This is a genomic window from Kribbella sp. NBC_01505 (genome assembly GCF_045040285.1).
In the GTDB taxonomy this organism is placed as follows: Bacteria; Actinomycetota; Actinomycetes; order Propionibacteriales; family Kribbellaceae; genus Kribbella.
Window position 1 is genome coordinate 9,457,471 of sequence record NZ_CP109425.1, and the last position, 13,237, is coordinate 9,470,707.

General features: G+C 69.5%; 10 protein-coding genes. 2 read left to right on the top strand and 8 right to left on the bottom strand.

Features of this window, described 5'->3' with window-relative positions:
• The first annotated feature begins 85 nt into the window (after nt 1-85).
• Nucleotides 86-1,534, top strand: coding sequence for an alkaline phosphatase PhoX (locus tag OG474_RS44065; protein WP_405059658.1), 1,449 nt, complete (start codon nt 86-88; stop codon nt 1,532-1,534).
• Between the two features lie 27 nt (nt 1,535-1,561).
• Here the strand turns inward: OG474_RS44065 and OG474_RS44070 are convergent, their stop codons facing one another.
• The 3 genes from OG474_RS44070 to OG474_RS44080 all read right to left on the bottom strand — a co-directional run bounded on the left by OG474_RS44070 (nt 1,562) and on the right by OG474_RS44080 (nt 5,263).
• A complete protein-coding gene (locus OG474_RS44070; protein ID WP_405059659.1) occupies nt 1,562-2,023 on the bottom strand; it encodes a hypothetical protein in 462 nt (153 codons plus the stop codon).
• 5 nt (nt 2,024-2,028) lie between these two features.
• Nucleotides 2,029-2,604, bottom strand: a complete 576-nt coding sequence (locus OG474_RS44075) for an RNA polymerase sigma factor (RefSeq protein ID WP_405059660.1) — start codon at nt 2,602-2,604, stop codon at nt 2,029-2,031.
• A gap of 64 nt (nt 2,605-2,668) precedes the next feature.
• Complete coding sequence (locus tag OG474_RS44080) at nt 2,669-5,263, bottom strand: CHAT domain-containing protein (RefSeq protein WP_405059661.1); 2,595 nt, start codon at nt 5,261-5,263, stop codon at nt 2,669-2,671.
• Nucleotides 5,264-5,348: 85 nt separating this feature from the next.
• On the opposite strand from OG474_RS44080, the gene OG474_RS44085 reads away from it, so the two are divergent.
• The gene (locus OG474_RS44085; protein WP_405059662.1) at nt 5,349-6,620 is read left to right on the top strand and encodes a S8 family peptidase; all 1,272 of its coding nucleotides are present in this window, start codon (nt 5,349-5,351) and stop codon (nt 6,618-6,620) included.
• A gap of 233 nt (nt 6,621-6,853) precedes the next feature.
• On the opposite strand, the gene OG474_RS44090 is transcribed toward OG474_RS44085, so the two are convergent.
• The 5 genes from OG474_RS44090 to OG474_RS44110 form a co-directional block, all read right to left on the bottom strand.
• Complete coding sequence (locus tag OG474_RS44090; protein WP_405059663.1) at nt 6,854-7,273, bottom strand: hypothetical protein; 420 nt, start codon at nt 7,271-7,273, stop codon at nt 6,854-6,856.
• Between the two features lie 14 nt (nt 7,274-7,287).
• Entirely contained in the window at nt 7,288-7,740 is a 453-nt protein-coding gene (locus OG474_RS44095; protein WP_405059664.1) for a hypothetical protein, read from the bottom strand.
• 94 nt (nt 7,741-7,834) lie between these two features.
• Nucleotides 7,835-8,254, bottom strand: a complete 420-nt coding sequence (locus tag OG474_RS44100; protein WP_405059665.1) for a hypothetical protein — start codon at nt 8,252-8,254, stop codon at nt 7,835-7,837.
• A 91-nt stretch (nt 8,255-8,345) separates the two neighbouring features.
• Nucleotides 8,346-9,773, bottom strand: a complete 1,428-nt coding sequence (gene rox / locus OG474_RS44105) for a rifampin monooxygenase (protein WP_405059666.1) — start codon at nt 9,771-9,773, stop codon at nt 8,346-8,348.
• Nucleotides 9,774-9,810: 37 nt separating this feature from the next.
• On the bottom strand, nt 9,811-13,224 hold the full coding sequence (locus OG474_RS44110) for an error-prone DNA polymerase (RefSeq protein ID WP_405059667.1): 3,414 nt from the start codon (nt 13,222-13,224) through the stop codon (nt 9,811-9,813).
• Nucleotides 13,225-13,237: the final 13 nt, after the last annotated feature.

The window sequence follows — 13,237 nt, forward strand, 5'->3', positions numbered from 1 at the left end:
GCCCGTTGTTCAGCTTGAGTTTGCCGAACGGCTGCCGTGCGCAGGAGAGGATCAGGGCGTTCAGCTACAGCGTCCAAGGAGCTTCATGTCCGTCGATCGTCGTTCTGTCCTGCGTGGTGCCGCTGTCGGCGCCGCCGGTGTCGGGTTCGCCACCGTTGGCTCCCTGCCCACCCTGGCCGAGGCCACCCCGGGCTCACACGGCCATCACACGCCGTTCCCGCAGCACAAGCCGTTCCCGCCGCTGCTGGACGACCCGGCTCGCGTGCTCGCCCTGCCGGCCGGCTTCCGGTACAAGATCGTCACCAAGGCCGGTGAGACCAAGCTCAAGTCGGGTCAGCCGACGCCCACCCTGCACGACGGTACGGCGGTCTTCGCCGGCGGCCGGCACGACGCGTACCGGCTGATCCAGAACCACGAGATCGGTGCGGCCGACCCGCTCGGCGTACCGCCGATCCCGGGTACGGTCTACGACGCCGGTGTCGGTGCGGCCGGTGGCTGCACGGTCATCTCGGTCGACCGCAACGGCAAGAACCTCGGCGAGTGGGTCGGCATCTCCGGCACCCTCACGAACTGCGCCGGCGGCCCGACGCCGTGGGGCACCTGGATGACGTGCGAGGAGACCGAGAACAAGGCCAACGGCACCACCCGGCTGAAGGACCACGGGTACGTGTTCGAGGTCTGGGGCGACGGCGAGACCGCGCACCCGGTGCCGCTGAAGGCCCTCGGCCGCTACGCCCACGAGGCGCTGGCGATCGACGAGGACCGCGAGCACATCTACCTGTCCGAGGACGCCTCCGGCCCGAACGGGTCGTTCTACCGCTGGACCGCCCCGCGCGGCTACAAGCTGAGCTCGCGCAGCTGGCGGGACCTGCAGGACAAGGACTTCGGCACCCTCGAGGCGCTGGCCATCCTCGGTGACGACGGCAAGCCGATCCCGGATGTCGCCTACCTGACGTCGGCCCAGCTGCTGCGTCCGTTCCGGGTCGCGTGGGTCAAGGTCCCCGACCGCGACGCCACCACGACCTCGGTGCGCAAGCAGTTCACCGACGGCCAGGTCACCCGCGGCAAGAAGTTCGAGGGCGTCTACGGCACCCGGGACGGCGTGTACGTCGTCAACTCGTTCGCCAAGATCGGTACGACGGACATCCCCGCCGACGGCGTCCCGCACGAGGGCATGATCTGGTTCTACAACTACCGGTCCCAGACCATCCAGCTGGTCACCTACTTCCCGGCCAACCCCGCCGCCGAGAAGGGTGCCACCGCGAAGTACGACGACTTCAACTTCGACGCCCCGGACAACGTCACCGTCACCCCGTGGGGATCGCTCGTGCTCGCCGAGGACGGGATCGCGAGCAGCCACGTCCTCAGCGCCACCCCCGGCGGCCCGGCCTACGCGATCGCCCGGAACATGCTGAACGACTCGGAGTTCACCGGCCCGACCTTCTCGGCCGACGGCAAGGTGCTCTTCGTGAACATCCAGACCCCGGGCATCACACTGGCCATCACCGGCCCGTGGCACGAGTACCTGGGCTGAGCCCAGGCCTCAGAGCTGGGTCGCGCCCTAGGGCGTGACCCAGCCGGTCAGGATCGTCGGACCCTCGTCCTGGACGCAGACCAGCCGGTACGGCACCTTCGGCAGCGGCTTGAGCACGAAGAAGCCGAGCTCGTCGATGCGTGCGGTGGCCAGTACGCCGGAGTCGGTCCGGGCGGTGATCTCACCAGCAGCCGGTGGATCGAGCTGACCGAGCAACCCGTCGGGCGTGAGCTCGATCTCGATCGTCCAGCCGTCCGAGGCGAAGGTCAGCGCCCGCAGTGTCGCACTCTCCGCCGAGCGGACCGGCGCCGCGTCCAGCACGTCCCAGGCCGAGTCGTAGGTGAGCGCGGCCAGCTCGGCGTCGATGGTTCGCCAGGCGAACGCCGCCTTGCCGGCCTCGACGAACGATCTCGGCACGGCCTCCTCGGTCAGCGCGTCGCGCAATGCCTCGAGCAGCTGGCCGTCGTCGTTCCAGTCGGTCTCCGTCATCCCACTCACCTCCTCGTTCCGCGGTCCTCGGCCAAGCCGGCCAGTGCCGGTGTCCGGCGGAGCCGCTCCAGGCACCGGGCCCGGTTCGGCCCGATACTGCCGACCGGCATCGCCAGCTGCCGACTGATCTCGTCGTACGGCGTCGGCGGGTCCTTCGTGATCATTGCCAAGAGCAACTGACAGCGCTGGGACAGCTGACCGAACGCGCTCCGGACGATCGTGCGCCGCTCGTGCCGGAGCACCTCCTCCTCGGCGATCGCCGGCTCCACCGCGTCACGCTGCTCGGCGGGGTCGACCGGGTCGACCCTGCTGGCAGCCCGCAGCAGCCGGAAACACTCCCGCTGTGCGGTGGTCGCGATCCAGCCCGGCAACGCGGCCGGCTCCCGGAGGGTCGGCAGGTGCTCGATCAGGCGCAACCAGACGCCCTGGCCGACATCGTCGATATCCGCGGGCGTCAGCCGGTACCGGCGTCCGATTCCCCAGATCAACGGTGCATACCTCTCGACCAGTTCGTCCCACGCGCCTTTGTCGCCGTCGACCGCCCTGGTCACCAGAGCGACGACGATCGGATCGTCCCGCATGCCCTTTCTCCTTCCCCCCGATACAGCTACGGAGCGACCTGGGTCGCCGATTGATACAACTCGCTCACGCTCCGAGCGCCACGAACGACCGACCGGCCGCATCGGCCACCGGATCCGTCCCCGCCGCGCTCCGGGCGAGCGCGAACGCCTCGGCCAGTGAATGACCTGCCTGCAGATGATCGTGCAAAGCGGTCATCAAGGGAACCGTCGCGGGATCATTCACCGGTACGACGCTCGCGAGGATCCCCGCCGCACCGAGCGGGACGAGGCTACTGGTCAGCCCGAGCAGCTCGTCGGCACCCACCGGCGTGGCCAGCCCGGAGTCGCAACTCGACAGCACCAGCCGGTACGGCGCGCGCCGCAGCCGCTCGAAGTCGTACACGGTGAGCGGCCCGTCGTCGAGCCGCAACGACGAGAACAGCGGACTGTCCGCCCGGAACGTACCGTGCGCCGCGATATGCGCGATCCAGGCACCGTCCAGCTCCTTCAGCACCCGCTCCGCGGTGGCCGTGCCATCCCGCAGTACGACGGCGTCCGGGTACTGCTCGGTCAGCCGATCGATCTCCGCCCGCCCGGCTGTCAGCCCCGGCCCGAGCACGAGCACCACTCGCCGTTCACCAGGCGGCCGTAGTCGCCGAGCCCGCAACCACATCGCCGCGGACGGGACGACGTTCACCGGCCGGTCGGCCAGCGCCGGAATGAGCGCCCAGGGAACCGCCTGCAGGCTCGCCGGCGGCACCATCACCACGGGCCGCTCCCCCAGCACGTGTTGCACCGGTCCCAGAATCGCGTCCCCCAACCGGCCGCCCAGGAGCTCCAGCGAAGGCCCGGTCCGCGACCGCCCATGCGCGAGCCACCGCAACCGGAACCGAGACCGCTCGACCTCCACCGCGGCAGCCCCCAACGGCCCCACCTCGTGCTGGGTCAGCTGCCCATCAGCGGCAACCACCGCGTGCAGCACTCCACCAACATCGATCAACTCGACCAGCGCCGTACCACCGAGCGCCTGGTGAAGCTCGTCCACGTCGAACGACCGCGCGGCATCCACCCCCCGCGATTCGTTGCCTTGGGCCCTTAACGCCCGGTCCCGGACTGCTGTCTCCAGCCGACGGCGGTCGCGTTCGAGGGATGGCGGCCGGATGGCCTCCGGGGTGGACTCGAGCTGCGTGACCACGTCGCGGAGCTGAGCCAGGTCGCTGACCAGCTGCTCGTCGTCGGGTGGGCGGACGGGCGGGACGGCGAGTGCGGTGGCGCGCCAGCGTTCGGCCCAGGCGAGGAGAGCTTGGGGGTCGTTGCGGCGGAGGGCGTCGCGGAGCGCCAGCTCGGCGAGCTCGGCGCCGTGGCCGGTGGTGCGGGCGCGCAGTTCGGTCGCGCCCATCGTCAGCCGGTACTCGTCCAGTGCGTCGAGACCACGCCCGCAGGCCGTGAGCATCCGCCGCACCTCACCTCGCGCCTCGGCCCGCAGCGCGCGACCGAGCCAGGCAGCGCTCCAAACAGTCGGCGGGACGTTCTTCGACAACCGCCCGGCCAGCTCGAGCTGGCGATCCGCCGTCTGCCGGCGTCCCTCGGACAACGCCAACCGGCCGGCCAGCAGATGCGCCGCGGACGCCTCCGCCGTACTGAGCTCGTCGAGCCGGCCGGCTGTCCGGACCACCTGCCGCAGCAGACCCGGTCCACGTTCGCCCGAGCGGTAGCGGGCCTCCAGCTGCAGCATCGAGGCCCGAACTGACCACCAGGTACGCCGTTGCGCGGAGAACAACCGGCGAGCGCGCTCGGCCCGCGCCTGTGCCGTCACCGGATCGCCCACGGCCAGCGCGGCCGTCGCGGCGGTGAACAGCACCTCGGCTTGCTTGGTCGCCGGCACCCCGCCGGTCTCCATCCGGACGAGACCTTCATCCGCCTGGGTCAGCGCCTCGGCGGTCAACCCGGCAGCCATCAGCACCGCACACCGGTCGATCGCCAGGTCCGGCGACACCACGTCGACCTCTGCGTACCCCTGCTCAGCCTCCGCCAGAAACTGCAATGCGGCCGGCAGGTCGCCGCGCAGGAACGCGGCCCAGCCACGGTTCAGCCGCGTCTCGACGTACTCGAGGTCCTGCCCGGCCGCCGCATACAACCGGCCGGCCTGATCGAAATCCGCATCGGCCTGCCGCGTCCCCCCGAGCTTCAACTGGATGAAGCCGCGATAGTTCAGCGTCCGCGCCTCCCACGCCTGGTCGCCGGAGCGCCGCAGCTTGCTGATCGCCAGGCGCAGATCGTCGAGCGCCTCCCGATGCCGCCCGAGCACGATCAGCACGTCGGCGCGCCGCAGCAGCACCCGTCCTGCCAATGCACCCCGACTCAATTCGACGGCCCGATCCAGCCGGGCCAGCCCCTCCTTGCTCCGGCCGGCGCGACCGAGCGTCGCCCCGAGCGTGGCCAGGACGTCGGCTTCCCGATCGGGCAGACCCGATTCCTCGGCGAGTCGCAGCGCGATCCGCAGCTCCCGGATCGCGGTGTCGACCTCACCGAGCTGCCGGGACGCGATCCCGCTGGCCTGATGGGCGATCGACGCCGTACCCGCGTCCGGCGCTTCGGCCAGCAGCGTCCGCGCCGCCACGATCGCGTCATGGGGACGCGACAACGCCAGCGGCAGCAGATCTTCCGGTGCAACCGTCATGCGAGTCTCCCCCAGTACGCCGGCAGGGTGGAATGATATCGATTCGGACTCGACCATTTCAGTGATTCGAGGGGGGCGCCATTCCATGGCCGCAGAAGAGCAGGACAAACGACCGATCAAGGGTGAGGATCGCAAGTACATCGCGCAGATCAACCTGATCCTGAAGGAGCTCTCGAAGAGCGTCGAGGTCTTCCCGGAGAGGTGGGAGGAGTCCGGCGCGGAGTACATCTACCGCACCGGGGTGGTCCTGGTGCGCGACGAGGACCTGCCGCGGGTGATCGAGCTGTTCGGTGGCGGCAAGGCCGATGACGGCGGGATCAACGGCGCCAGCAGGCTGCTGCTGCCTTCTGACGTGCCGCCGGACGCACCGAAGGACCGCTCGACCACGCAGCGGTTCCTCAAGTACGCCGACCTGCGGCTCGGCCGCGGAGTCGTGACTCCGGAGCACCTGTTCTACGTGACGCCGAGCGTCAGCCCGTGCCCGGCGACCGAGCCCGAGCAGGTCAAGCCCGGAGCCGCGCCATCGCCGTACATCGAGGACAAGTCGACCAACGGGCAGGGCGTCAAGGTCGTCGTACTGGACGTCGGCTGGTCCCCGGCGCCCGCGGCCGGCTGGCTGGACGGCGTCACCGGTGAGGCGGAGGACGCGTTCGACTCGGCCGGGCTGATCAAGCCGTACGCCGGCCATGGCACGTTCATCGCCGGTGTCGTTCGCTCGATGGCGAAGGAGACCGAGGTCGTGGTGCAGAGCTACTTCACCACCGCCGGCGCGATCTGGGAGTTCGACCTGGCCGCGGCCCTCGACGAGGTGCTCGACCTGGCGCCGGACATCATCAGCCTGTCGGCCGGGACCCGGACGAGATTCGACCTGCCGCCGCTCGGGCTCGACGTCTTCATCGAGACCCGGCTGAACCGGGTGAACGGCCTGGTCCTGGTCGCCGCGGCCGGGAACGAGTCGACCCGCGACTACTTCTGGCCGGCCGCGTTCCCGGAGACCGTCGGCGTCGGCGCACTCGCGGAGAACGAGAGCGAGCGGGCGTCGTTCAGCAACTTCGGCGGCTGGGTCGACGTCTACTCCCCCGGCGAGCACCTGATCAACGCGTTCCTCACCGGCGAGTACCACTGCACCGAGCCGCCGCACATCGGCGAGGTCCGCAAGTTCCAGGGCATGGCGCGCTGGAGCGGTACGTCGTTCTCCACCCCGCTCGTGGCCGGGCTGATCGCCGGGCGGATGTCGCGAACCGGCGAGAACGCCCTGCAGGCCGCCGACGGCCTGCTCGCGTTCGCCCTCGGCCAGGCGATCCCGGGCGTCGGCCCGATCCTCAAGCCCGGCGACGCGCACAACAGCACCACCTGAGAGGTCAGGCAAGCCGGCCCCTGCCAGCTCAGTCAGGTGAGTTGGCAGGGGGCGGCGACCGGTGCCAACGCACTGACGCGGTGCGGAGAAGCTTCGGCCTGACCACCGAAACTCCTCACGCACCGCGTCAGCCCCTCCCCCCACGGAGGCCCTCGTACTGCCTTCCCCCGGAAGCAGTTCAACGGCGTTCCATAGTGCGGAGTCCGGGCGTCCTCCCGGTGATACACCGACTTTCAAAAGTTTTTCTGGGCCCTCAGGAACGCCTGGGCGAGGGAGTGACCGTTCTCGGCCGCCAGCTGGACCCAAGGCTCACCGGCAGCGAGGCCGTCACGCTGCATGAGCAGGGTTGCCAGCTCCCACATCGACTCCACATCGCCCTGCTCCGCGGCCACCCGCAGCAGCCGCTCGGCCGCCTTCCGGTCGCCGATGCCCTGCGCGCGGAGACCGAGCTGCCGGACGTCGGCAGCCTCCGCGTCGACCGGCGTACGGAATGCTCTCCGGCGCTCGGCCCACTCGAGTGCACCGAAGATCAGGCCGACCGGATAGAGCACGGCGCAGATCCACAGGAAGGTGCCGCTGCCGGTGACCGCAAGGACGACGTTGGCCACAACGGCCAGCGTGAGGGTGATGAACGCGAAGATTCCCGCCCGCATGTCTCTCCCGCCGCTCAGAGCGGGGTGGTCCCGTCCATGTTGAGGGCCTTGCCGGGCCGGAAGAGGCGCTTCGCGAAGAAGTGGCCGTGCTCGGCCGCCATCCGGAACCAGGGCTCGGCGGCGACGAGGTCACCGTCGCGGAGGTCGTAGAGCCGGCCCATGTCCCACATCGCTTCGACATCGCCCTTGTCGACCGCCAGCAACAGCAGACGTTCGGCCTCCACCAGATCGCCGTTGAGCTTCGCGACCGCGGCCAGCGTCCGATACGCATGCGGATTGCCCTCGTCGGCGGCCGCCTGCGCTTCCTCGACGGTGCGGAACTTCCGCCGGCCGCGTAGTCGGCGTACCAGGAGACCCAGCAGGCCGAGCCCCCAGAGCACCCAACTCACGCGCAGCATCGTGTCGTTGTCGGTGATCAGTCCGACGACCGACAGCCCGGCCGCCACCAGCAACAGAAACATCGCCATCGCATAGTCCTCCCCAGCCCCAACGCCGCCCCCGGCGATCCCCTGGGTTCAACCTAACCGACTGGCAGGGCCATCGGCGCGGGGCTCGGGTGTGTCAGCGGGGCTGCGGGTTCTCACAGAGGAACGGCGGTCGTGTGCCACCCGAGTGGTACTCGTAGCGCTTGCCATTCGCCTCGAGGACGATCCGCATCCCGTTCACCAGCGCCTGCGTGTAGTGCATGCCCGACTCCGGGCAACCCAGGCTGCCGTCGGACCAGGTGATCTCCTCGGCGGAGACGACGGTCACCTGACCGCCGAGCTTCTTCACCAGGTCGGCCTTCGCCTGCTCCACCGCCGTACCGCCCGGTGTCCCCGTCGGCGCCGCGCCACCCGGGGTTGGGGTCGGCTCACTCGAACCACTGTCGGACGGATTCACTGTCGGGGTTCCTCCCACTCCAGATTCATTGCCACAAGCAACCAAAACCAGCACCGCGGCGGCGGCCGCCACCAGCGCCGTACCGGATCGTCGAATCATGATCATCACCTCCCACCCTAGACGCACCCCGAAGCCCGTTCGTTGCAGTTGCCGGGACATCGCCGGCGACGGATCCGGAGCCATGTGATCGCTACTTCCCGAACCAGCGCGTGAGCTGGGTGTTCAGCTCCTGCTGGTCGTCGCCGACCCAGGCGACGTGACCGTCGGGGCGGACCAGGACGCCCGGAACATCCAGCGCCGCGGTGGGGTCAGCGAGGTGGTCGACCCGGTCCGACCAGCCGCCGACGGTCAGCCGTTCGGTGAGGTCGAGGAGCAGGCCGCGACCCTGATGGAGCTGGTCATACAGACGACCAGCCTGTACGGCGAGGTCGGGCAACCGACGGCCAACCAGGTCGGGGCCCGCGCCGAAGTCGTAGCGGATGGCGATCGCGGTGATCTTCTCGATCAGGTAGCGGTTCACCTCGTCGATGTCCATCAGCTCGGTGAGCAATCGGCGTACCGCCTGCGGACCTGGCTCGGTGGACAGCAGCTCCATCTGAGCGCGGGTGTTGTCCAGCACGTCCGCAGCGACCGGACGTCGCTCGGTCTGGTAGCTGTCCAGCAGGGTTTCCGGTGCCCAGCCGCGGACCTGCGCAGCCAGCTTCCAGCCGAGATTGAAAGCGTCCTGTACGCCGAGGTTGAGCCCCTGCCCGCCGGTGGGCGGGTGGATGTGAGCCGCATCGCCGGCAAGCAGCACCCGCCCGACCCGATAATGCTCGGCCAACCGGGTCGCATCTCCGAACCGGGACAGCCAGCGTGGCGCGTGCACGCCGAAATCGGTCCCGGCGATCGTGCGTAGCTGTTGCTTGAACTCCTCGAGGGTCGGCTCCGCGCGGTCCTCGCTGATGCCTCGGAGCGGAACGACGACGCGATAGACCTCTTCACCGAAGGACCGGATGCTGAAGGTCTTGTTGGTCTCCTGAACCTCGGCGACCTTGGCGGCAATCTCCTCTGGCGATGCAGCGACCTCGAGCTCACCCATCAGCGTCTCGTTCCGCGCGGGCTCGCCGGGGAAGCCGACGCCGAGCAGCTTGCGGACCGTACTGCGGCCTCCGTCGCAGCCGACGAGATAGCGCGACTGCACCCGTTCGCCGTCAGTCAGCTCGACGGTCACCCCGTCGTCGTCCTGCTCGAACCCGGTCACCGCGACACCACGCCGCACCTGCGCTCCCGCGGCGATCGCGTGCTCTTCGAGCAGCCGGACGACGACTGGCTGCGGGATGCCGAGCAGGTAAGCGTGGGCGGAGTCCAGGCCCTCGGGCGCGGGTTTGGGGATGGCGGCGAAGAATCCGCCGGCGGGACGCTGCCGGCCGTGCGCGAGCAGGCGATCCAGCAGGCCGCGCATCGCCATCAGCTCGATGCTGCGGATGTGCAGACCGACCAGGCGGGCATACGACACCGGCACGGTCTCCCGCTCCAGAACCAGGACCCGTACGTCGTGCAGCCGGAGCTCGGCAGCCAGCATCGCGCCGGTCGGTCCGCATCCGGCAACGATCACGTCGAACTGGGAAGAATGCATAGCTACAAGTCTGGCTGTCGCGGTCCACTCCTTTTGATCAGCGGAAGTCTCGGGACGGCGTCCGGGTGGCGAGGGGCAGGCGTTCGAGGTGGTCGGCGGAGAGGTTGGTGACTTCGCCGGCACGTTCGACGCGACCGCGGATGATCAGGGCGGTGGCGTTGCGGGCAACGGCGGCGTGCCGGTGCCAGCAGCCTTTGGTGATGATGATGTTGGCCATGCCGGTCTCGTCCTCCAGATTCATGAAGGTGACCCCGGAGGCGGTGGCGGGGCGCTGGCGATGGGTGACCACGCCGGCGACCCGGACCCGAGTACCGTCCGGGACCTCGCGGAGCTGGGCGGCCGAGAGGATGCCGTCGGCGCGGAGCTGGTCGCGGACGCGCTGCATCGGATGACTGGTGGCGGTGATCGAGGTGGACCACAGGTCGGCCATGTCGGTCTCGATGTCGCTCATCCCCGGCAGGGTCGGTGGTGGACCGGCCGTGGAGACACCGGCCAGCCGATCCGGGCGCTCCTCGGCGGCTCGCCCGGCCTCCCACAGCGCCTGCCGCCGATCGAGCCCGAAGCAGTCGAACACCCCGGCGGTGGCGAGCGCCTCGACCTGCGCGGCGGTGATCCCGGTCCGCCGGACCAGGTCGGCCATATCGCGGTAGTCGCCGCCGCGCTCCCGCTCCTCGACGATCAGCGTGGCCCCCTTCTCCCCCACCGTCCGGACCTCCGCCAATCCGAGCCGAACGGCGAAGGCGCCGTCGCGCCGGTGCCTGGTGGAGTCGAACGGCTTCGATCCGTCGAACGGCCCGACCGATGGTTGAGGATCCTTCAGGCAGTCCGGCGAACCGGTCGGGCCGGTCAGCTCCTGGCCGTCGACCAGCACCTCCAGCCCGGCCTCGATCTCCGAGCGGAGCAGGTCAGGACGCCGTACCTCGACGCCGTGCCGGCGGGCATCTGCGACCAGGGACTGCGGTGAGTAGAACCCCATCGGCTGCGCGCGCAGCAGCGCGGCCAGGAACGCGGCCGGGTAGTGCAACCGCAGCCAGGTGCTCGAATACACCAGCAGGGCGAAGCTGATCGAGTGCGACTCGGCGAACCCGAAGTTCGCGAAGGCCTCGATCTTGGCGTAGATCTCGTCGGCCAGGTCACCGCTGATCTTGTTCCGCTCCATGCCGGCATACAGCTTGGCCTTCAGCGACGAGATCTTCTCGACCCCGCGTTTGGAGCCCATCGCCCGGCGCAACAGGTCGGCCTCGTCACCGTCGATCTCGCCGACCGCCATCGCCATCTGCATCAGCTGCTCCTGGAACAGCGGCACTCCCAGAGTGCGCTCCAGCACCGGCTGCAGCTTCGGGTGCAGGTAGGTGATCGGCTCCTCGCCGGTTCGGCGGCGGATATACGGATGCACCGCACCGCCCTGGATCGGGCCGGGCCGGATCAGCGCGATCTCGGTGACCAGGTCGTAGAACTTGCGCGGTTTCAGCCGCGGCAGCGTCGCCATCTGGGCCCGCGACTCGACCTGGAACACCCCCACCGAGTCGGCCCGGCACAACTGGTCGTAGACCCCCGCCTCCTCCTTCGGGATCGTGTGCAGCAGCCAGGACTCGCCCAGCTGCTCGCGCACCATGTCCAGGCAGTATTGCAACGCGGCCAGCATGCCGAGGCCGAGCAGGTCGAACTTCACCAGGCCCATCCACGCGCAGTCGTCCTTGTCCCACTGCAGGACCGTGCGTTTCTCCTTACGGGCATGCTCGATCGGCACCACCTCCCCGACCGGCCGCTCGGTCAGCACCATGCCGCCGGAGTGGATGCCTAAGTGCCGCGGGAACTTCAGCAGCGCGGTCGCCATCGTCACCACCCGCGGTGGGATGTCGTGCTCGGTCGAGGTGATCTCAGGGCTCCACCCATCCACCTGCTTCGACCACGCGTCCTGCTGACCGACCGAATACCCCAGCGCCTTGGCGACATCCCGCACGGCGGACTTCGGGCGGTAGGAGATCACATTCGCCACCTGGGCGGCGTTCTGGCGACCGTACTTGCCGTAGACATACTGGATCACCTCCTCCCGCCGGTCGGAATCGAAGTCGACGTCGATATCCGGCTCCTCGGCGCGGGTCGAGGCGAGGAAGCGCTCGAACGGCAGGTTGTAGAGGATGCTGTCCACCGCGGTGATCCCGAGCGCGTAACAGACGGCCGAGTTCGCCGCCGAGCCGCGGCCCTGGCAGAGGATCCCGTTGTCGTGGGCGAAGCTGACGATGTCGTGGACGATCAGGAAGTACCCGGGGAAGCCCTTCGCCTTGATCACGGCCAGCTCCCGCTCCAGCCGCTCGTACGCATCCGGGCGCTGTTTGCGGGTCCCGTACCGCCGGGCGGCGCCTTTGAGGGTGACGTACTCCAGCCAGCTGTTCGGGTCGTGGCCGGCCGGGACGTCACGCAACGGCAGCTTCGGTTTGGCCCGGCCCAGGTCGAACCCGAGCTGGTCGGCAAGCGTGACCGATCGCGCGACAGCGCCGTCGTACCGGCGGAAGCGGTAGGCCATCTCCTCGCCGGTGCGCAGGAACGCCATCCCGCTGGGCGGTAGCCAGCCGTCCATCGCGTCCAGGTCGCGGCGGGCCCGGACCGCGGCCAGCGTGGCAGCCAGCTTGTGCTGGGCCGGGATCGCGTAGTGAACGTTGTTGGTGGCAACGACCGGCAGGCCGCGATCGGCGGCCAGCCCGGCCAGGATCCGATTCCGCGTGGTGTCTTCCGGCAGATGGTGATCGGTCAGCTCCACCACCACCCGCTCCTTGCCGAACAGACGCGTCAGCCGATCCAGCTCCGCGCCCGCCGATGCCGGCCCGCCCTGCTCCAGCCCCTGCCGCACCAGGCCCTTGCGGCACCCGGTCAGGATCACCCAGCTGTCCTTGCCCTTCGCGGCCAGCCGCTCCAGGTCGTAGATCGGCTTCCCCTTCTCGCCACCCTCCAGCTGCCCGTAGGTGATCTCGCCGGCCAGCCGGTGATACCCCTCCTGCCCCTCGGCAAGCACCAGCAGATGGCTCCCCTCCGGATCCGCCACCCCGTTCTGCGGGCCGGTGAGCCCGAGCGACAGCTCCGCCCCGAACACCGTCGACAACTTGTACGCCGCTGCGGCCTCGGCGAACCGGGCCGCCCCGTAGAACCCGTCGTGATCCGTCAACGCCAACGCATGCAGCCCCTGCTTCACCGCAGTCTCGACCAACTCCTCCGGCTGCGACGCCCCATCCAGGAAGGAGTAGTTCGAGTGCACATGCAGCTCCGCATATGCCACCGAAGACTTGCCCCACTCGACCTTCGACGGCACATAAGGCCCCCGATGCTGCGACCACGCCGGACTGTCCCCACCATCCGCCGTCACCGGCCGCCCGCCATGACTCCCCGGCCGCGACCGATCCGACAACCGACGCTCCAACTCCGACCACTTGATCGGCGGATTGTTGTACCCCACCGCGACCACCTCC